Source organism: Saccharothrix sp. CCNWYY140 (assembly GCF_037401995.1).
GTDB lineage: Bacteria > Actinomycetota > Actinomycetes > Mycobacteriales > Pseudonocardiaceae > Actinosynnema.
Map to the genome: position 1 here is coordinate 158,995 of NZ_JBBEGC010000007.1, position 20,491 is coordinate 179,485.

General features: G+C 71.4%; 16 protein-coding genes. 9 read left to right on the top strand and 7 right to left on the bottom strand.

Annotation, left to right across the window (positions count from 1 at the left end; all coding sequences use genetic code 11):
- Positions 1–66 precede the first annotated feature (66 nt).
- Positions 67–753, bottom strand: a complete 687-nt coding sequence (locus tag WBN91_RS06785) for a response regulator transcription factor (protein ID WP_337722266.1) — start codon at positions 751–753, stop codon at positions 67–69.
- A complete protein-coding gene (locus tag WBN91_RS06790) occupies positions 741–2,420 on the bottom strand; it encodes a sensor histidine kinase (RefSeq protein WP_337722267.1) in 1,680 nt (559 codons plus the stop codon). Before WBN91_RS06790 ends, WBN91_RS06785 begins: the two co-directional genes overlap by 13 nt.
- A 168-nt stretch (positions 2,421–2,588) precedes the next feature.
- On the opposite strand from WBN91_RS06790, the gene WBN91_RS06795 reads away from it, so the two are divergent.
- A complete protein-coding gene (locus WBN91_RS06795) occupies positions 2,589–3,143 on the top strand; it encodes a hypothetical protein (RefSeq protein WP_337722268.1) in 555 nt (184 codons plus the stop codon).
- Between the two features lie 66 nt (positions 3,144–3,209).
- A complete protein-coding gene (locus WBN91_RS06800; RefSeq protein WP_337722269.1) occupies positions 3,210–4,910 on the top strand; it encodes a hypothetical protein in 1,701 nt (566 codons plus the stop codon).
- A 50-nt stretch (positions 4,911–4,960) separates the two neighbouring features.
- Here WBN91_RS06800 and WBN91_RS06805 read toward each other — a convergent pair whose 3' ends face one another.
- Entirely contained in the window at positions 4,961–6,733 is a 1,773-nt protein-coding gene (locus tag WBN91_RS06805) for an alpha-L-fucosidase (RefSeq protein ID WP_337722270.1), read from the bottom strand.
- Between the two features lie 123 nt (positions 6,734–6,856).
- Positions 6,857–7,855 carry a LacI family DNA-binding transcriptional regulator gene (locus tag WBN91_RS06810; RefSeq protein WP_337722271.1) on the bottom strand — a complete coding sequence of 333 codons (999 nt, stop codon included), beginning with the start codon at positions 7,853–7,855 and terminating at the stop codon, positions 6,857–6,859.
- 107 nt (positions 7,856–7,962) lie between these two features.
- On the opposite strand from WBN91_RS06810, the gene WBN91_RS06815 reads away from it, so the two are divergent.
- A complete protein-coding gene (locus WBN91_RS06815) occupies positions 7,963–8,736 on the top strand; it encodes an SDR family NAD(P)-dependent oxidoreductase (protein ID WP_337722272.1) in 774 nt (257 codons plus the stop codon).
- 45 nt (positions 8,737–8,781) lie between these two features.
- Here WBN91_RS06815 and WBN91_RS06820 read toward each other — a convergent pair whose 3' ends face one another.
- The gene (locus WBN91_RS06820) at positions 8,782–9,915 is read right to left on the bottom strand and encodes a trypsin-like serine protease (protein WP_337722273.1); all 1,134 of its coding nucleotides are present in this window, start codon (positions 9,913–9,915) and stop codon (positions 8,782–8,784) included.
- A 431-nt stretch (positions 9,916–10,346) separates the two neighbouring features.
- Between WBN91_RS06820 and WBN91_RS06825 the strand changes: the two genes are divergently transcribed.
- On the top strand, positions 10,347–11,597 hold the full coding sequence (locus tag WBN91_RS06825) for a pectate lyase family protein (RefSeq protein ID WP_337722274.1): 1,251 nt from the start codon (positions 10,347–10,349) through the stop codon (positions 11,595–11,597).
- A 23-nt stretch (positions 11,598–11,620) separates the two neighbouring features.
- On the opposite strand, the gene WBN91_RS06830 is transcribed toward WBN91_RS06825, so the two are convergent.
- Positions 11,621–12,247, bottom strand: coding sequence for a maleylpyruvate isomerase family mycothiol-dependent enzyme (locus WBN91_RS06830; protein ID WP_337729366.1), 627 nt, complete (start codon positions 12,245–12,247; stop codon positions 11,621–11,623).
- 168 nt (positions 12,248–12,415) lie between these two features.
- Complete coding sequence (locus WBN91_RS06835; protein ID WP_337722276.1) at positions 12,416–14,419, bottom strand: neutral/alkaline ceramidase; 2,004 nt, start codon at positions 14,417–14,419, stop codon at positions 12,416–12,418.
- Positions 14,420–14,572: 153 nt separating this feature from the next.
- Here WBN91_RS06835 and WBN91_RS06840 point away from each other — a divergent pair, with 153 nt between their 5' ends.
- The 5 genes from WBN91_RS06840 (at position 14,573) to WBN91_RS06860 (ending at position 20,271) form a co-directional block, all read left to right on the top strand.
- Positions 14,573–15,919, top strand: a complete 1,347-nt coding sequence (locus tag WBN91_RS06840) for an MFS transporter (RefSeq protein WP_337722277.1) — start codon at positions 14,573–14,575, stop codon at positions 15,917–15,919.
- Positions 15,920–16,277: 358 nt separating this feature from the next.
- The gene (gene ligD, locus WBN91_RS06845; RefSeq protein WP_337722278.1) at positions 16,278–17,222 is read left to right on the top strand and encodes a non-homologous end-joining DNA ligase; all 945 of its coding nucleotides are present in this window, start codon (positions 16,278–16,280) and stop codon (positions 17,220–17,222) included.
- An 84-nt stretch (positions 17,223–17,306) separates the two neighbouring features.
- A complete protein-coding gene (locus tag WBN91_RS06850; protein WP_337722279.1) occupies positions 17,307–18,524 on the top strand; it encodes a cytochrome P450 in 1,218 nt (405 codons plus the stop codon).
- A gap of 146 nt (positions 18,525–18,670) precedes the next feature.
- Positions 18,671–19,453 (top strand): ion transporter, encoded by a 783-nt coding sequence (locus WBN91_RS06855; protein ID WP_337722280.1) that lies wholly within the window; start codon positions 18,671–18,673, stop codon positions 19,451–19,453.
- A 71-nt stretch (positions 19,454–19,524) separates the two neighbouring features.
- On the top strand, positions 19,525–20,271 hold the full coding sequence (locus tag WBN91_RS06860) for an SAM-dependent methyltransferase (RefSeq protein WP_337722281.1): 747 nt from the start codon (positions 19,525–19,527) through the stop codon (positions 20,269–20,271).
- Positions 20,272–20,491: the final 220 nt, after the last annotated feature.

Consider the following 20,491-nt stretch of genomic DNA (forward strand, 5'->3'; position numbering starts at 1 on the left):
ATGGTCGGGTGAACCCTTGGTGAACGGGAGAAGTCGAGTCGGGTTGGGGGTCGGCGGAACCGGCTATCAGGACGATGTGTCACGACTCGACGACCCTGTGCTCCGCAGGAACATCAGGGTCGCCAGCACCCGGCGGTTGTAGAGGGAGCCGCGGCTCTCCGGCAGGCCCAGCTTGTGGGCGATGTTGTGGACCTGTCCCTCCACCGTGGAGATCTTGGTGTCCAGCTCGTGGGCGATGCCCCGGTTGGACCTGCCTTGGGCCATCAGCTCCAGGACCCGGCGTTCGTGCGGGGTCAACCGCTCCAGCGGGTCGGCGACCCGGCGGCGTTCCATCAGCTTGCTGATGATGTACGGGTCGATGATCACCTCGCCGCGGGTGATCCGGGTGAAGGCGTCGATCAGCTCGTCGAGGTTGCCCAGCCGTTCCTTGCCGAGGTAGCCCACGGCGTGCGGCGTTTCCTGCATCCCCAGCAGTCGTTCGGCGAACGCGGCCTCCAGGTAGTCCGACAGCACCAGCAGGCCCACGTCGGGGTACTGGGCGCGGACCGCCTCAGCGACGGCGAGGCCGTCGGTGTCCTTCTCCCGGGTGAGCCGGATGTCCAGCAGCGCCAGGTCCGGTGCGTTGTCGTCGATCAGGGGCAGTGCCTCCTCCCGGGTCGTGGCACGGCCGACCACGTCGATGCCGCGGCTGCGCAGGGAGTCGGTGAGCAGGTCGAGCAGCAGGCGCTGGTTCTCCACGATCACGATGCGCACAGGGGTTCTCCCGGGATGACGGCTCGCACGGTGGTGCCCTGGTCCGGTTCACTCACCACGGTCAGGTGTCCGTTGACCGCCTCCGCGCGAGCGCGCAACCCACTGAGCCCTCGCGCGCCGCCACGGCCGTTGTCGGTGATCTCGATGACCAGGTGCTCCGGCTCCGCCCGCACCCGGACGCCCGCCTCGGTCGCGCCCGAGTGCTTGTGGATGTTGGCGAGGGCCTCGCTGATCACGAAGTACGCCGTGATCTCCACGTCGTACGGCCAGCGCTGGGCGGACACGGCGAAGTCGACCGGCAGGGTGGCCCGGTCGGCCAGGTTCTCCACGGCCGCGGCCAGACCGTGGTCGCGCAGGACCGTCGGGTAGATGCCCTGGGTCAGTTCCCGCATCACGCGGACCGCTTCGACCAGCTCGGTGCGTGCTTGGCGGATGGTGGCGCTGGGGTGTTCGTGCTCGGCGTTGCCCAACAACATCAGGATCCGGTGGAACCGGCCCTGCGTCTCGTCGTGCAGGTCGTGCTGGATGCGTTTCCGCTCGTTGGCAGCGGTCTGCGCGAGTTGGCGGCGGGAGGCGCGCAGTTGCTCCAGTTGGGCTTGCAGGGTCGCGTAGAGGCGAGCGTTGTCGATGGCCAGCCCGACCGCCGCCACGGCCGCGTCCATCACGTCCGGTTGCGCGTCCAACGCCGGGTCGTGCTCGATCACCGCGACCAGGCGGTCGTGCCTGCGCACCTCGGTGGTCGATCCCCGTCCCGGTCCTACCGGCTTGCCGTGGATGTCGACCAGCGTGCCGCTGTCCAGCGTGTACTTGATGGTCAGGGTCGGGTCGCCGAGGCCGTTGCTGAGCTTGTGTTGCAGCGCAGCCGGGTCGGCCAGGGCCGAGTAGTCGCGCTTGATGTCCACCAGCAGGTTGACCAGCACCTCGGGGGCGAGTTTCCGCAGCACCCACCGCACCAGGTACAGCAAGGGGATCATCACGATCACCGCGATGGTGAACAACCAGGCGAGCGTCGTCTTGACCACGAACGGCGTGGGCAGCACGGTGGCCACCGCTTCGGCGATCTTGAAGGTGGCCGCGGCGACGATCCCTATCCACACCGGACCGGTCGGCCGGCGGTGGATCTTCGCGGTGCTCATCCACCGCCACAGCACGATGACGATCGCGCTGACCGCCATGAAGGCGCCCGACGCGCTGCCGAACGCACCCCAGAACGTGACCGGCTGCGGGATGCCGATGCCCCACGGCGGGGACGGGTCGTCGACGAAGTACCGCGCGACCTGCGTGCCGACCGAGGTGGTGTACGAGGCCACCACGTAGATCCAGTCGACCCGACCTTTGAGCCGCCCGGTCGGCCAGGTCATCAGGATGTGCGCGGCGACGCCCATCCAGGCGTAGGCGAGGCAGAACCCGATGGCGAACAGCACACCGTCGGTGGAACGCAGGTACTGGAGGTAGTAGACGGCGGCGCCGAGGACCATCAGTGCGCCGATGCGCGGGGTCGGCAGCCGGTTCCACACGACGAGCCCGGTGACGACGACCACGAGGCCGACCACCCGGGGCGGGAACTCCTGCCACCACGACGCGGCGTCGACGGGCCACGACACGGCCATCGTCCACGCGAACACGGCTGATGCCGCCGCCGCTGCCCACCACCGCTGCCCCGCCACGTCGGCACCTCCCTGACAGATCATCTACACGCCGCCGGTCGTGGCAACCAAGGTTTCCGAGTTCCGCGGTCGGATTACCGGGCCGCGCGCGGTCAGGTCTCCAGGACGACGTCGTGGCCCCGCCCCGCGAAGCTGGACGCGCCGGACCGGGGAGGAAAGGGGCAGGACATGCGGCGCGCAGGGTTGGTGACGACGCTCGGCCTGGTCGGGAGCCTGTTGGGCATCGCGGGCTTCCTCGGTGTCGAGACCTACCGCGACCTGGACAAGTCCGCTCGGACCACGACCAAGGTCGTCCGGGCGACGCCGACCCACGACCCCGAACAGGACAAGTGGGACTACATCCACCTCGCCGACAAGGCCTGCCGTGCGGCCACCGCGCGGATCGACGAGATCGGCAGGTACGCCAACAGCAGCGAACTGTTCCCCCAGTGGGCCGCCAAGGTCGGCGAGTTGCGCGTCGACCTGCTCCAGCGCTGGCAGCAGACCCGCGGATCCCTGGTCGACGGCCCCTTCGCCGACCAGACCGCCAAGATCTGGGCCGACTACGGCCACGCCAACTGGTACTGGACCGAGATGAGCAAGCTGGTCGCCTCGGGTCACTACGACGCGGCGCGCGAGCGGTACCGGACGTACCAGAAGTACGACGACTCGGCGCTGCTGCGCGCCAACGAGCTGGGCTACAGCAGCTGCAACTACGCCTGGCCCCGCCCGATTTCCTGGTAGGCGCTCACCGCGCCCGCCGGACCTGTCCCACCGCGAAGACCGACACTGCTAGGAGGTTCTGCTGTCATGCCCGTGTTACGACGAAAACGCCTTGGATCGTTCGCGATCCTGGCTCTGCTCGCGGGGCTCCTCGTCCCGACCCCTACCGCGCACGCCTGGAAACAGGAATTCACCCTGCCCTCCCCCGGTCCGGCGGCCCGCGGCGCCATCACGTCCGTGGCCCGCCGGGCCGACGCGCTCGACGTGTTCTGGATCCTGCCCGATGGCGCCATCAGTTCGGCCACCTGGACCGGTGCCACGGGCCGCTGGGTCAACCGGCCCGTCGCGCCGCCGGGATCCGCGCAGCCCGGCGAGTTCTCCGGTGCCCTGAGCGTGGTGTCGAGGAACCCCGACCACCTCGACCTGTTCTGGCTCAGGCCGGACGGGGGTGTCTCGACGTCGTGGTGGCACGTCGGCGACGTCGCCTGGGCGCCACCGCTCTCCATCGCCCCCGCGCGCCACGCCCTGCACGGGACCTTGACCGCCGTGGCCCGCAACCCCGACCAGCTCGACGTCTTCTGGATCGGCCCGGACCGCGCGATCGGCACGACCGCGTGGAACCCCGGCCACGGCTGGCTGTCCCCCTGGCCCATCACCCCGGCCGGTGTCGCGCACGCCCACGCGGGCGCGCTGACCGTCGTGTCCCGCACCCGCGACCACCTCGACCTGTTCTGGATCCGGCCCGACGGGGGTGTCTCCACCGCCTGGTGGAACGCCCAGGCGAACTGGCCCAGCCGGTCCATCGCGCCGGCCGGGCACGCGCTCGTCGGGTCGAGCCGGGACTGGCGCCGCTCGGCGCTCACGGCCGTGTCGCACCGGCCCGATCAGCTCGACGTCTTCTGGATCGGCCCCGACGGCGGGATCGGCACGACCGTCTGGAACCCGGTGCTGGACTGGCCGACGCCCTGGCCCATCGCGTGGCCCGGCGCGGCGCAACCCGGCTCGCTGGACGTGGTCAGCCGGTCCCCGGGCCGGTTCGACCTGGTCTGGGTGGGAGCGAACAACCAGGTCCAGGGCTACGCCTTCGACGAACGCATACCCGGAGGCTGGGCCGTCGCACCGGCCAGCGGCGTCAACGCCGCGCAGCCCGGCGCGATCAGCCTCACCAGCCGGCACCCGACGCTCCTGGACGCCTTCTGGATCCGGCCGGACGGCACCATCGGAACCAACTGGTGGCGCACCGAACGGGTGCGCGTCCACGTCAAGGTCGTCAACCAGCCCACCGCCGCGCTCGACCCGATCAACGCCCAGCTGGCCAACGCGGCGACCGGGTTCGCCCAGGCCGAGATCGGGGTCGACCTGGTCAGCGTCGAACGGATCCAGGTGACCGGCATGGACACGCTCGACGTCGGTGCGTGCAGCGACTACCAGCCGACAACGGCGGAGCAGAACACCCTGTTCGGGCACCGCAACGGGGTTCAGCCCGGCGAGATCGTCCTCTACGTCGTCAAGGCGATCGACCAGGCCGGCGTCGGCGGTTGTGCCAGCCACCCCGCGGGACGGCCCGGCGCGATCCTCACGTACTCGTCGCACCCGTGGACGCTGGCCCACGAGACGGGCCACGTCCTCGGTCTGGAACACCCCGAATGCGGGCTCCCCGGGCAACCGTCGTGCGCGCCACTGGTCAACCGCCTGATGTTCCCCCGCTTCAGCTCCCTGTCCAAGCCGGTCCCGGAGATCAGCTCGACCGAGAAGGTGATCTTGTACGGCTCGCCCCTCACCCACTGAGGGGCGAGCGGCCTGGCGGCGTGGGGTGCGCGCCGCCAGGCCGTGGCGGGTCAGGGGTGGAGTTGGGTGCGCGGTACCAGTTGTTGTGGGGTGTTGGGGCTGGTCCACAGGAGTTTCATGGACGCCTCGCCGCCGTTCTCCGTGTGCTCCAGCGTGATCGCGTACCGGCGGCCGGCTTCCAGGGTGATGGTGCCCTTGTCGACGGTGGGCGCGTGCGGGGTCGTGTTGGCGACGACCTGCTTGCCGTCGATCCACAGGCGGACGGTGTCGTCGGAGATCGTCGTGAACGTGTACGGCTCGCTGTAGCGCGGCTCGATCCAGCCCGTCCAGCGGCCGGCGAAGGAGTCGGTCGGGATGCCGGCGGCCGGGGAGCCGGTCGCGCCCCAGTGGTAGTTCACGGTGGCGTCGCGGCGGGTGACCGCGGGGGTTCCGGTGAAGGTCGTGTTGGTCCAGAACCTCGCGGTGAGCCCGGTGCCGGTGCCGGTTTCAGTGGGGGTTCGGGGGACGATGTCCAGCGCGATGACCGACGCGACCGGGTCGGGGGCGGCGCCGGGCGGGCGGAGGTCGTAGCCGTCGCCGGAGGCTTGGACCGGGACGTCCGCGCCGGTGGCGAGCAGGGTCGCCTTGGTGACGTGGAACCACGTGGTGGCGGTCAGGTGCAGCGGGGTGCCGGCCGCGGGCCAGGTGTAGACCGACGCGTACAGGCGGTTGCCGTTGCGGCTCACCCTGCCCCAAGTCGGTTGGGCGACGACGCCCGGCACGCCCGCCCCGTGCACGGCCGCGCCGTTGACGGCCAGCCAGGAACCCATGCCGCGCAACCGGTCCACGGACGTCGCCGGGATGGCGCCCTTGTCGTCGGGGCCGACGTTGAGCAGGTAGTTGCCGCCGTTGGCCGCGATGCCGATCAGGTTGCGGGTCAGGGTGCTCACGGACTTGAAGTTGCTGTCCCACGCGGCGAAGCCCCACGTGCCGTTGATGGTCATGCACGACTCCCAGAGCTGGCCGTCCACCGGGGCGCTCGGGATCTCCTGCTCGGGGGTGCCGTAGTCGCCGTCCACGACCCGCCGGTGCCCGACGCGGTTGTTCACGACCGTGTTCGGCGCCAGACCTCGGACGTATCGGGTGAGGTCTTCGGCGCGTTGGGTGGTCCACTGCTCGTCCCACTCGCCGTCGAACCACAGCACGGCGACGTCGCCGTAGTTGGTCACCAGCTCGCGCAGCTGGGCCTTCATGCGGGTCACGTAGGCGTCGTAGTTCGTGCTGCCGGGCTGGGCGTCCGGGTCGTGCCAGTCCCAGATCGAGTAGTAGAAGCCCAGCTTGACGCCCTGCGCCCGTGCTTCGTCGGCCAGTTCGCGCAGCAGGTCGCGCTTGAAGGGGGTGCGGGCGGTGATGCTCCAGTCGTTGGCCGCGGTGGGCCACACAGCGAAGCCGTCGTGGTGTTTCGAGGTGATCACGACGTACTTCTGGCCCGCGGCCTTGGCCGTGCCGATCACCGCCTTGGCGTCGAACGAGGTGGGGTTGAACTGGGTCGCCTTGGCCTCGTACTCCGGCCACGGGATCGCGCAGTTGCGCTTGATCCACTCCGCGTCCCGGCACACCGTGCCGTCGGTCCGCCGGTACTCGCCGCGGTAGGCGCTGTAGAGGCCGAAGTGGATGAACATGCCGAACCGGTCGGCCCGGAAACCGCTGGTCCGTGGGGCGGTGAACACGTCGTCCAAGGCCAGGTTGTCGCCGGGTGCCGCGTGCGCGGGGGTGAACGCGGTCAGGGTCGCCGCGACCGTCGTGATCACCGCCAGGAGCGCTTTCGCCGTTGATAAGCGCATGAGCCGTCAACTCCTCAAGCGAGGCAGACATCGGAGGTCTTACCTCGGTTCTTACTGGAGTTCGGCACAAAACTGCAAGAGGTGGCGGCAGAGTGTCAGCGATAGGTCAGAGGTCCGAGCGGTTCAGCGGCGGCTGGACTCGCGGATGACGAGTTCGGGGCGGAACTGGACGTGGCGGTGTCGGTGTTCGCGTGGCGCCATCGACTCCTCGATCACCAGGGACGCGGCGGTGCGGCCGATCAGCTCGCGCGGCTGGCGCACCGAGGTCAGCGGAACGGCCGCCGCCGCGGCGAAGTCGATGTCGTCGTAGCCGACGACGGCCATCTCCGCGGGCACCCGCACGCCCTCCCGGACCAGGACCTGGAGCAGCCCCAACGCGACCAGGTCGTTGGCGCAGAACACCGCCTCCGGCCGGGTCTCCCGGTCCAGCAGCGCCCGCGCGACCCGCTGGCCGGCGGCGACGTTGAGCGCGGGCACCCGCAGCTCCTCGACCTCCAGCCCGGCCACGTGCGCCGCCTCGCGCGCGCCCACCAGCCGCTCCCGCGCCTGGTGCAGGTTCTCCGGTCCGTTGACCATCACGATCCGGCGGTGGCCCTCGGTGATCAGGTGCGTCACGGCCAGCCGCCCGCCGGCGCGGTCGTCGACGGCCACCGAGCACAGGTCCGGGTTGTCGGTCGCGTGGTCCAGCAGCACCACCGACAGGCCGCGTTCGCGCAGCCTGCGGACCGGGGCGTCGGTGTCCACGGGCGTGATCAGCACGCCGTGCACGCGCTGCTCGGCCAGCAGCTCGACGTGCCGGGCCTCGCGCTGGGCGGAGTCGTCGCTGTTGCACAGGATCACCGCGTGGCCGGCCTCACTGGCGGTGTCCTCCACGCCGCGCGCCACGTCGGTGAAGAACGGGTTGCCCACGTCCAGCACGACCAGGCCGATGGCGCGGGGCGTGCCCGAGCGCAGCTGGCGGGCGGCGTCGTTGCGCACGAACCCGAGTTCGCTGATCGCGCCGAGCACCCGTTCCCGGGTCGCGGGCGCGACGAGGTCGGGCCGGTTGAGCACGTTGGACACGGTGCCGACCGACACCCGCGCCCGCGTCGCGACGTCGCGGATGCTCACCGGTGCCCCCACCGCACTACCCCTCCCGATCGGGCAAAGCGGGGAGTGTACCCATCGGCACCGCTCCCACGTGCGGGTTCGCCGAATGAGCCCGGTGCCCTGTGGTTGCATCTGCGGGTATGGGCGACGTGGCGGTGGTGACCGGGGCGGCACGCGGGTTCGGGCTCGGGATCGCGCGGCGGCTGGCCGAGCGCGGGCACACCGTGGTGGCCACCGACGTGGACCCGGTGGTCGAGGAGGTCGTGTCGCGCTTCGGCGGGCACGGTGTGGTGGCCGACGTGCGCGATCCCGCCGCCCACCGGGCGGTCGCCGAGGCCGCCGGACGGCACGGCCGGGTCGCGGTGTGGGTGAACAACGCCGGTGTGCTGGCCACCGGGCCGGTGTGGGAGCTGGACGACGACGTGGTGCGCAGGATGGTCGAGGTCAACCTGCTCGGGGTGGTCCACGGGTCGCGGGTGGCCGTGGAGACCATGCGCGGCGGCGGCGGGCGCATCCTCAACATCGCCTCCATGTCGGCCTACGGGCCGGTGCCGGGCCTGGCGGTGTACGCGGCGACCAAGGCGGCCGTGCTGAACTTCGGCACCAGCCTGCAAGGCGACCTGGACCTGGCGGGCATCCCGATCCGGGTGCACACGCTGTGCCCCGACGCCGCCGACACCGCGATGGTCGACCGGGTCCGGCACGACGACGACGCGGCGATCCTGTTCTCCGGCGGCGGCCTGCTGCCGCCCGACGAGGTGGCCGACGCGGCGGTGGCGATGCTGGACGGGCGGCGGCTGGTGCGGGCCGTCCCGGCGCACCGGGCGGGCCTGGCACGGCTGGGGGCGCTGGCGCCGACCCTCGGGTTGCGCGTGCTGGCGCTGTTCCGCGCGCAAGGCCGGAAACGACAGTGAGAAATGCGGTGGCACGCCCTCGCGCCACCGCATTTCCGCACCGACTCAGGAAGTCAGCAGGGTGACGCCGTAGTAGTTCGCGGCATCGACGACCGGCTGGTAGAAGGAATAGGAACCGGTCGCGCCCGAGCCCTGGTTCCAGCCGCAGTCGTGGCCGTCGGCCGGGCCGCCGGAGGTCATGCCCTGGGCGGTGTTGCCGGCGATGTACGCGCCGCCGCTGTCACCGCCCTCGGTGCACACCGTGGAGCGCGCCAGGCCCCGGGTGGACGTGCTCTGACCCGAGTAGCGGACGGTGTAGTTGTAGCCGGAGATCGTGCCGCAGGTCCACCCGGTGGTGTTGCCCGCCTTGCACAGCGAGGTGCCCACCGGGGCCTTGGACATGCCGCGCACGGCGACCGTGGTGCCCTTGCGGGTGTCGACGTAGGCGCGCTGGGTGTCCTCGGCGTCCACCGACATCAGGCCCATGTCGGCCGACGGGAAGCGGGTGGCGATGCCCTTGCCGATGTGGGTGCCGTTGGCGTCGAGGATGTCCGGGTTGCCCATGACGCAGTGACCGGCGGTGAGCAGCACCTTCTGGCCGTTGCGGGTGCCGTTGAAGCCCAGCGAGCAGTTCGTGCCGGGCACCAGGTCCATGATCCGGCCCGGGACGACGTCGGCCTGCGGGGCCAGCCGGGCCGCGCCTCGTTCCACGGCCACGCCGTCGATCCTGGACAGCTTCGCGACCAGCGCGGACGGGGCGTCCGGCTCGACGGTCACGACGACCCGGTCGGCCACCAGGTCCGGCCCGAAGGCCTGCACCTGGCCGAGGTCGGCGCCGATGGCCTGCTCGACGCGGGCGGTGAGGGCGTCCAACGCCTTCTCGCCGCGCACACCGGTGCGCGGCGACAGGCCCGCCGAGGAGACGGCGGCGGCGTCGGTGGTGTTGACCACCAGCTTGCCGGACCGGTCGAAGTAGGCCCCGTCGACGGAGACGCCGCGGTCGCGCAGGTCGGCCAGGGCGCCGGCCTGCGCCTTCTCGCGGTCGAGGCGGTCGGCAGCCTGGGCGGGCGTGGTGCCCAGTTCGGCGGCCAGGGCGGAGAGCATCGCCGGGTCGTAGTCCGGCGCGGCGGAGGCGGTGGGGCTCAGCAGGGCGGCCCCGACCACGACGCCCGCGAGGGCGCCGAGAGTGCGGATCTTCATTTTGTCAGCTTTCATCGCAGGGTTCGACAAAACTGGCATGATGTCGGCAGGAAAAATCACCGGGAATGCCCGCGGTGACATTCCTGTGACGCCGGTCCGGTCGATTCCACCGGACCGGCGCAACGTTAACCCGGCCAAACGGTCCGGGCACACCTACGAAAGTAGGCGGATGACTCCGGGCGGTGACCCGCCGGGGCCGGCCGGTTCAGTGACGTGAACGTTCGCGGCGATGTCGGCATGGGTCTTGCAGGTTTCGAAACAGTTGCGTTAGCGTGCCGACTGGGAGCGCTCCCAGCTCGTTCACCTGCATGAACTCACCCTTTGCTCGCAAGGAGGCGTGCATGAGTTCGCTTGAGGTAAATCGTTCCCGCCGGGTCGTGCGAATAGTCGCCGCGACCGCCGCGGCGCTGGTTCCCGCGGCACTGGTGCTCGTGGGGGGCGCCAGTGCCGGCGCGGCCACCGCGTGCCGGGTCGACTACAAGGTCACCAACCAGTGGCAGGGCGGGTTCGGCGCGGAGGTGGTCGTCACCAACCTCGGCGACCGCCTCGACGGCTGGACCCTGAAGTGGGATTTCGGCGCGGGACAGCGGGTCGACCAGGGCTGGAACGGCACTTTCAGCCAGTCCGGGACCACCGTGACGGTGACCAACGCGTCGTGGAACGCCGGGCTGGCCACGGGCGCGACGGCGGCCCTCGGGTTCAACGGGACGTGGACGGGCAGCAACCCGGCGCCGACGACGTTCACGCTCAACGGCGTGGCCTGCACCGGGTCCACCACGACCACCACGACGACGAGCACGACCACCACCACTGGCAACCCGCCGGCGCCGACGGGTCTGGTCGGCTGGGCCACCCAGAACGGCGGCACCACCGGGGGCGGGTCGGCGACGCCCGTGTCCGTCAACTCCGCGTCGGGCCTGGCCACGGCCGTGTCGGGCACGAACGCGGCGGTGGTCCGGGTGACCGGGTCGTTCTCGTGCTCGGGCATGATCCGGGTCGGGTCGAACAAGACCATCCTCGGCGCGCCCGGGGCCACGATCAGCGGGTGCGGCCTGACGCTGAGCGGGTCGAAGAACGTCGTCGTGCGCAACCTGACCTTCACCGGGTGGAACGACGACGCCATCAACGTCGAGTCCGGCTCGACGAACGTGTGGATCGACCACAACACGTTCAGCAACGGGTACGACGGGGCCGTGGACATCAAGCGGGCGTCGGACTTCGTGACCGTGTCGTGGAACCGGACGTTCAACCACGGCAAGACGATGCTGCTGGGCCACAGCGACGACAACGGCTCACAGGACCGCGGTCACCTGCGGGTGACCTACCACCACAACTACTTCGACGGGTCGGGCACGCGGCACCCGCGCGTCCGGTTCGGCAACCCGGTGCACGTGTTCAACAACTACTACCGGGACAACGAGTACGGCGTGGCGTCCACTTGCGACGGTGGCGTCCTGGTGGAGGGCAACTACTTCGAGAACGTCGACGAGCCCACGCTGGTCGGCTACGCCGGGTCGCCCGCGGGCACCTTGGTGCAGCGCAACAACTTCTTCGTGGGGTCGGGTGCGCCGCAGGCGTCGGGGTCGGTCGCCGCGATCCCGTACTCGTACACCGTGGACAACGCGGCGGACGTGAAGTCCATCGTGTCGGCGGGTGCGGGCGCGGGGAAGATCTCGGTCTAGGCGCTCCAGTAGGTCTAGTACGTCTAGTAGGTCGGCCAAGGTCCCAGCTCGGGGCTGCCTGGCTCGCCGTCCGCACGGCCGGCGAGCCAGGCAGCCAGGCCGCGCACGTCCCCGGTGGTGGTCGTCGGGCCGCTCCCCCACGTCCGGTCGACGTCGGTGGCGTGCACGGCGTGACCCTCGGGGAGGCGGCGGTGCAGGAGGTCGACGGCGTGGGCGGCGAAGTCGGTGCTCCAGTGGGCGGGGTGGACGCCGAGGTCGAGGTCGACCAGGTGGATCCACACCTCGCGCCACCGGGTGAAGACGGCGGGGGCGAGGCCGGTGGACCAGTCCTCCACGCTCGACCAGAGGCGGTCGAGGCGGGTGGCCGTGGTGTCCAGGGCGTGTCGGTGCTCGGCGGCGGTGCGGGTGGCGGTCGCCTCGATGATCGCGTCGCGCTCGCCGGGCGCCCACATCGGGATCTCGTTGCCGCGCAGGGCTTGTTCGACGACGTCGGCGCGGGCGCGGGCGGCGTCGGCGAGGTGGGCCAGGACGTGGCCGCGGGTCCAGCCGGGCAGGCGGGAGGGGGCGGTGACCTGGTCGTCGGTGAGGTCGGCGATGACGGCGCGGAGGTGCGCGTGGGCGTCGGCGACTTCGGTGAGCGGCGGGTGCACCGGGTTCCCCCTCGGCGTCGGCGATCCGTTCCGGCGGCGGTCCGTTCCGGCGGTGATGCGCTTGGGCGTGGCCTCCGGCCCCCGCTTCGATTGTCTCACGGGGGACCGACAAAACCGGCCGTGGCGCGGGTCGAGGGAGGCGGACGGGTGGGTTGGTGGCGGGGTCGGTCAGGTGACGGTGAAAGGGCGGGTGGTGCCGGTGAACGGGGTGATGGCGCCGGTCCAGCCGCTCTTCCAGTCGCCGTGGTGGACCAGGCGGTAGGTGCCGGGTGGGGTGTCGGCGGGGATGGTCCAGGTGATCGTGGCTTCGGAGTTCGCTATGCCCTGGCGCTGCCAGCGGTAGCGGGTGGACCAGTCTCCGTCGTCGGCCACGCGGGTCCAGGTGCCGTCGACGAGGCGTTGGACCTCCAGGAAGGTGCCGTTGCGGCGCAGGTTGTTCTTCGGGTGGCCGGTGACGAAGACGGCGGTGGCGGTCTGGCCGCGGGTGTGGGTGGGGGCGGGTTCGGTCAGGACCTGGCCGAAGGTGTGCCAGAGGGCCTTGTCGTCGAACACCACGCCGGTCTGGAGGTTGAGGTCGGTGAACGGGGGCTTGCCGGGGGTCGGGCCGGGTGCGAGGGGTGTGCCAGCGCGCATCGACGCCGCGAGCTTGCCGAACTCCTGCTGGTAGGCGGGGGTGGTGTTGCGGCCGAACAAGGTGGAGCCGCCCTCGTACTGCTGGAGGTCGTACTCCTCGGGCGTGGTGACGTACTGGCTGTAGTCGTTGGCGTAGCCCTGGATCAGGACGTCCTCCAGCGGCACGCCCAGCTCCGCCGCGACGGACCGGCGGATGCGCAGGCCGGCCACGATGGTCACCTCGCCGGGCACGGCGACCAGGTGCAGCCCGCCGAGCTTGACGATCTGGAGGGGCAGGACGTCCGGCGTGGCCTGCACGAGGCCGGTCGGCACGAGGGAGGCCTTGGGGTACTGGCAGTCCTTGAGCCACTGCGGCACCTCGACGCCCAGCGGTTCCAGCAGGGTCTTGATCGGGCTCTGCATGCCCTCGGTGAAGCCGGGGATGGCCGGGCCGTCCTCGGTGCTGCCCGCGATGGTGGACGCGCCGACCACGCCGGAGCACGTGCGGCCGGGCTGACCGTCGGTGGTGTAGCGGCCGTTCACACCGACCGCGCCCATGTCCACGAACCGCATCCGGTAGTCGACGCCGCCGGCGAGCGGGGTCTGCGGGCCGGCGAAGACCTGCTGGGCCTTGCGGTTCTGGCGTTCGCCGATGATCCGGGTGTTCTCCACCTCGTCCTCGGTCGGGCCGGAGCCGGGGCGCAGGTTGAGGTTGGGCGACATGTCGCCGGCGTTGGTGTTGGGGAAGGCGGCGACGAAGCCGGGCCGGTCGTCGAGGTAGCGGACGCCCGCGTCGTCGTGCTCCCACTGGTAGGACGCGTAACCCTTGTTGTCCGGGCTGATCAGCGTGTTGGCGTTGGTCATGGACGTGTTGTGGGTGGCGAACCACGAGATCGCGCCGACGTCCGTCGTGCCCTGGCGCAGTCGCAGCACGGTCATGGCCGGGTCGATGGCGTTCGGGAAGTGGGCCTTGTCGGGGTTGCGCTCGAAGGCGACGCGCGAGCGGTTGACGCTGGCGTCGGTCAGCTCGCCGCGGCCCACGGACAGGGAGCCGGGCTTGAGGTCTTCGTGCGCCTCGACGACGGATTCGACGATGCCGTCGGTGACCGCGGCCAGGGTCTGCGGCTGCATGCCCAGGATCGACAGGTTGTAGGCGAGGTTGTGCGAGTAGCCGCCGGGTCCCGCGTGGGTGTGGGTGGCGGAGAGCAGGACGTTCTCGCGGGTGTAGAGGGTGCCGTAGCGGGCCTGGAGCTTGGCCAGCACGCCTTCCTGCACGGCCCGGAAGATCATGGCCAGGTCGGCGTTGACGTAGGCGACGCGCTTGGTAGACGACCGGTCAACTACGACGTACGCGCGGGAGCGCTGGCGCTGGTGGATGCCGGTGGTCTTCTGGTCGAACTTCGAGTAGCCCATCATGCCGTTCTCAGCGGCGGGGCCGGTGACGTCGGAGATGCCGCGGCCGACCAGGTACGGCTCGGGCGCGGCCTGCGCGACGGGCAGCCCAGAGAGCACCAGGACACCCGCGAGACAGGCGAGCACGGACGTGACGGTCGACCTCATGCGCCGCTCCCCGAGTACGCGAATCCGATTCACCTTTACTCGACGGTAGGTGATCGCGGCCACACCCGGCAACCCTTCTCCGTCACCCGACCGATGTTTCGCGGCTCCTCGCGGACGACCGTGGTGGTCGTCTTGCGCGGAGAGGGGCCTCGGATGGCGGTCACGGGTCGGACCTGGGCACTCGCCGCCGCCACGGTGGCGGCGGGCACCAGCGGGTACGTCGTGGCCGCCGTGCTGAGCGAGGTCGCCGGCGCATTCGGGGTGACACTCGGCGTGGCCGGGCAGGTGATCACGGTGTTCGCCCTGGCCTACGCGGTCGGGTCGCCGCTGCTCGCGGTCGCGACGGCTCGGGTGGGGCGGCGGGCGCTGCTGGTGGCCGCGCTGATGGTGATGGCGGTGGGCAACGTGGGCGCGGCGGTCGCGGACGACTTCGGGGTGTTGCTGCTGGCGCGGGTGGTGACGGCGTGCGGTGCGGCGTTGACGACGCCGGCGGCCACGGCGGTGGCGGCGGAGGTGAATGGGCTGGAGGCACGGGGGCGGGCGATCGCGGTGGTCACTGCGGGGCTGACGGCCGCGACCCTGGTCGGGGTGCCGGCGGGGCGGGTGGTCGCGGAGTGGGGCGGGTACCGGGCGGCGTTCGTGCTCACGGCCGTGCTGTGCGTGGTCGCCGCCGTGGTGGTGCGACTCGCGGTGCCGGCGACCGCACGGGATGCCGAGCCCGCGGTGGATGCGGGGTGTGCGGCGGGTGTGGAGCTTGGGGCGGGTGCAGAGTCCGCGGCGGGTGCCGACCGCGCGAAGGTGGCCGGCGGGTCCGGAGCCGGCGTGGGAGTGGCCGGCGGATCCGGCGTGGGGGCTGGCGGGTCCGGAGTGGGGGTGGCTGGCGGGTTCGGTGCCGGCGTAGTGGCCGGCGGGTCCGGGGCGGGTGTGCGGGTGGCCGGCAGGTCGGCGATCGGTGTGCGGGTGCGGGTGGTCGCGGATGTGCGGGTGCAGCGGTTGTGTGCGGTGTCGTTGTTGGCGTGTCTGGGGACGTTCGCCGCTTATGGGTTCCTTGGTCCGTTGTTGACTGCCGCGCCCACGCCGTGGCTGTTGGCCGCGTACGGGGTCGGCGGGGTCGTGGGGAACGTGGTGGGCGGGGTGGCGACGGATCGGTTCGGGCCGCGCGGGCCGCTGCTGGTCGCGTTGGGTGGGACCGCGGTGGTGCTCGCGGTGCTGCCGTCGGCTCTGGCGTCCCCCGCCGGCGCGGCGGTGGTGATGGTCGTGTGGGGCGGGTTGTTCTGGGCGTTCAACCCGCCGTTGGCCGCGCTGCTGGTGGAGGCGCGTCCGGAGGTGGCCGGGGTGGTGTTGGCGCTCAACGCGTCGGCGATCTACCTGGGCATCGCGGGGGCTGGAGTGCTCGGCGGCACGGTGGCCTCGGCCGCCTCCGTGGCCGCCGTACCGGTGGTCGGCGCGGTGGTGTCGTTGGGGGCGTTCCTCGTCGCCCTCCGCGTCCCGGCGCGCTGACCGCGTGGGACCGGCGGCGTGCCTCCCCACGCCGCCGGTCTCCCCCGCTGACTCCCCCCGCCGCCGGTCTCTCCCGACGACTCCCTCCGGCCGACTCCTCCCGGGCCGACTCCTCCCGGGCCGACTCCTCCCGGGCCGACCCTCCCGGCCGCCCCCTCCCGGCCGACCCCCTCCCGGCCGACCCCCTCCCGGCCGACCCCCTCCCGGCCGACCCCCTCCGGCCGACCCCCTCCGGCCGACCCCCTCCGGCCGACCCCCTCCGGCCGACCCCCTCCGGCCGACTCCCCCGCTGCCTCCCGCCGCCGCCCCCGCGGGCGGTTTCGCTGTGGCGGCGGCGGTTTCGGGTTAGGTTCGGCGTATGGGCCAGTCGCCTGCCGTCGAGCTGGAGGTCGGGGATCGCAGTGTGCGGATCTCCAACCCCGACCGCGTCTACTTCCCCGCCCGCGGGGAGACCAAGCTCGACCTGGCGCGCTACTACCTGTCCGTGGGCGACGGGATCGTCCGGGCGCTGCGGGAGCGGCCGTGCATGTTGCACCGGTTCCCGTCGGGTGTGAGCGGCGAGAAGGTGCACCAGAAGCGGTTGCCGGCGGGGGCGCCGCCCTGGGTGCAGACGGTCCGCGTGCACTTCCCCCGCTACAACCGGCACGCCGACGAGTTGTGCGTGACCGACGTGGCGGACGTGGTGTGGGCGGTGCAGATGTCCACCGTGGAGTTCCACCCGTGGAACTCCCGGCGCGCCGACACCGAGAAGCCCGACGAGTGGCGCATCGACCTCGACCCCATGCCGGACTGCCCGTTCTCGCGCGTCCAGCGGGTCGCCCACGTGGCGCACGAGGTGTTGGACGAGCTCGGCGCGGTGGGGTGGCCGAAGACCTCCGGTGGGCGTGGCCTGCACATCTACGTGCGGATCAAGCCCGAGTGGGGGTTCACCGAGGTGCGGCGGGCGGCGTTGGCGTTCGCGCGGGAGGTCGAGCGGCGGGCGCCCGACGACGTGACCACGACGTGGTGGCGGCGTGATCGCGACCCGCGTGACCTGTTCGTCGACTACAACCAGAACGCCCGCGACCACACGATCGCCGCCGCGTACTCGGTGCGCGGCAACCCGGAGGCCACCGTCTCGACCCCGCTGCGGTGGGACGAGATCGACGACGTGGACCCGCGCGACTGCACCATCGCGACCGTGCCCGCCCGGTTCGCCGAGCTGGGTGACCTGCACGCGGGCATCGACGACGCGGTGTTCTCGCTGGAGCCGCTGCTGGAGTGGGCGGACCGGGACGGCGTCGAACCACCCGAAGAGACGTGAATCGGACTCGGGTTACTCCGGATGCGCGGTGAATCCCTCATCTGGCCCGCGCCCCGCCCCTCCCCGCTCGGACAGACTGCGGACATGAGCGATCCAGCCATCGCGCCGCCCGCGTTCGACCTGTTCACCCCCGAACTCCTGGCCGACCCGCACCCGGTGCTGCACCAGCTCCGCGCGCACAGCCCCGTGCTGTGGGTCGAGCCCCTCAACGGCTACCTGCTGACCCGCCACGCCGACATCGTCGCCGCCCTCAAGGACCGCAGGCTGGTCCCCGCCAACATGGGACAGGGCCTGGACCGGCTGAGCCAGGAAGAACGCGACGAGCTCGGCCCGCTCCTCCAGTCCGTGCGGCTGTGGATGGGGCACACGAACGAGACCGACCACGTGCGCTTCCAGCAGCTGCTCAAGCGCTACTTCACCCCGTCGACGGTCAACAAGCTGCGCCCGCGGGTCCGCGAGCTCGCCGAGGAGCTGCTGGCCGCGGTGAAGGACCAGGGCCGCATGGACGTCGTGCGCGACCTGGCCTACCCGTTGCCCGCCAACGTGATCGCCGAGATGCTCGGGATGCCCACCGACGAGCGCGAGCAGCTCCAGGCGTGGTCCAGGGACATCCTGGCGATCTTCGCCCCCGCCGACATGGACCACCTGCGTCAGTGCCAGCGCAGCATCCTGGAGATGCAGGACTACGTGCGCGGCCTGGTCGCGGCCCGCCGCGAGGACCCGCGCGACGACCTGATCAGCATGTTCGTCGCCGCAGAGGCCGAGGGCGTGGTCAACGAGGACGAGATCGTCGCCAACTGCGTGCTGCTGCTGTTCGCCGGCCACGAGACGACCGCGAACCTCATCGCCAACGGCCTGGTGCTGCTGTTCGAGAACCCCGACCAGTTCGCGCTGCTCAAGGAGAAGCCCGAGCTGATGACGGGCGCGGTCGAGGAGATGCTGCGCTACGACGGCCCGGCGGCCATGATCCTGCGGGTCACCGCCGAACCGGTCGAGATCGCGGGTCAGGAGATCCCGGCGGGCAAGGTGGTGTTCCTGGCGATGCTGGCGGGCAACCGCGACCCGGAGGTCTTCGCGGACCCGGACAAGTTCGACATCACCCGCTCCCCCAACCGGCACACGGCCTTCGGCCTGGGCGCGTTCTACTGCCTGGGCGCGGCCCTGGCGCGGATGGAGGCGGACGTCTGCTTCACCGTGCTGCGCGAGCAGGCGCCGGACCTGCGACCGGACTACGACAAGGTCGACTGGGTGCCGACCCAGGTCGCTTCGCGCCGCCTGGGGTCGTTGAACGTGACCTTCTGACACGCGTTCGCGGGCTTTCCCGCCATCGCCGGACGGGGATGGCGGGAAAGCCCTGTGTTGATCACTCGGGCAGGTGAACCGGCTCAAGGCGTCGCGCGCGGGGACCGATGGGACTCGTTGTTCCCCCGGGCGAGGAGTGGTGACACATGGCGTTGCGCGAACGGGTCGCCGAGGTCGTGGACGGCAAGCGCTGTCAGCGGTTGATCATCGCGGTGATCGTGGTCAACGCGGTGGCCCTGGGGTGTGAGACCTCCCCCGCGGTGGTGGCCGCGTTCGGCGGGTTGCTGAGCGCGGTGGACCACATCGCGTTGGCGATCTTCGTGGTCGAGTTGGCGGCCCGGCTCTACGCGCACCGGATCCGGTTCTTCCGCGATCCCTGGAACGTGTTCGACTTCGTCGTGGTCGGGGTGTCGTTGCTGCCCGCCGCCGGGCCGCTGTCGGTGGTCCGGTCGCTGCGGATCCTGCGGGCGCTGCGGCTGGTGTCGATGGTGCCGAGCATGCGCCGGGTGGTCAGCGCGCTGGTGCGGTCGGTGCCCGGCCTGCTGTCGTTGACCGGGTTGCTCCTGCTGCTGCTCTACGTGGGCGCGGTGATCGCGCACAACCTGTTCGCGCAGACCGGGGACGAGCGGTTCACCGACCTGGGCGCGACGATCCTGACGCTGTTCCAGATCACCACCGGCGACGGGTGGTCGGACATGATGCGCGACCTGATGGTGCAGCAGCCGTTCGCGTGGATCTTCTTCGTCTGCTACCTGCTGGTCGGCACGTTCACCATGCTCAACCTGTTCATCGCCGTGGTGTGCAGCGCGATGGAGTCCGACGCGGAGGCGCCGGACCAGCAGGTGCTCAAGGAGGTGCAGGCGCTGCGGGACGAGGTGCGCGCGCTGTCGGTGGGCGCCCGGCTGCCGGAGCACGTCAGCCGCAATTGAGTGGAGCGGCTCGGGCGGTGTGGCTAGCGTGCGGCGGGTCCCGATCTTGCCGCTCCGGGGAGGACCCGCTGTTGGACCTGCACCGCAGTTTCACCATCCGCGAGAGCCACCACCGCATCCACAACCCGTTCGACGACGCCAAGCTCGCCACGCTCGGCGCGGCGCTGCGGCTGCCCGCCGAGTCCTCCGTGCTGGACCTGGCGTGCGGCAGCGGCGAGATGCTGTGCACGTGGGCGCGCGACCACCGGGTGACCGGGGTCGGCGTGGACATCAGCACCGTGTTCCTGGCCGGTGCGCGGGAACGCGCCGCGGAGCTGGGAGTCGAGCAGCGCGTGTCGTTCGTGCACGGCGACGCCGCCGGGTACGTCTCCGCGCAGCCGGTCGACATGGCCGCGTGCATCGGGGCGGCGTGGATCGGCGACGGCGTGCCGGGCACGATCGAGCTGCTGCGCCGCAGCCTGCGGCCCGGCGGGGTGCTGCTGCTGGGCCACCCGTACTGGCGGCGGGTGCCCGAGGACGAGGACACCGCGCGGGCGTGCCACGCCGCTTCGGTCGACGAGTACCTGCCGCTGCCGGAGCTGGTCGAGCAGTTCGGCGACCTGGGCTGCGACGTCGTGGAGATGGTGCTGGCCGACCAGGACGGCTGGGACCGCTACGCCGCCGCGCAGTGGTTGAACACCCGGCGGTGGCTCGACGCCAACCCCGACGACGAGCTGGCGGACCAGATGCGCGCCGAGCTGCGCAACGGCCCCGCGCGGCACGTCCGGTACCAGCGCGAGTACCTCGGCTGGGGTGTGTTCGCCCTGATGGACCGCTAGACGGGTAATGCGTAACTCGGTCACTGGTCGTGGGCGGTGAGGGATCGGGTGACGCGTCGTCGATCTTGGCATGCGGTCGGGACCCGGTACCGCCGGCCGCAGGTGAGCCTGACCCACCACTCGCCGCCGCGTGCTTTCCGCTTTTCCGCCGAAGGCGGCACGCTCTTGCGTTCCGCCAAGCGGCAGCGACCACGGGAAGGGCCTCGGTTTCTTTCCCCGT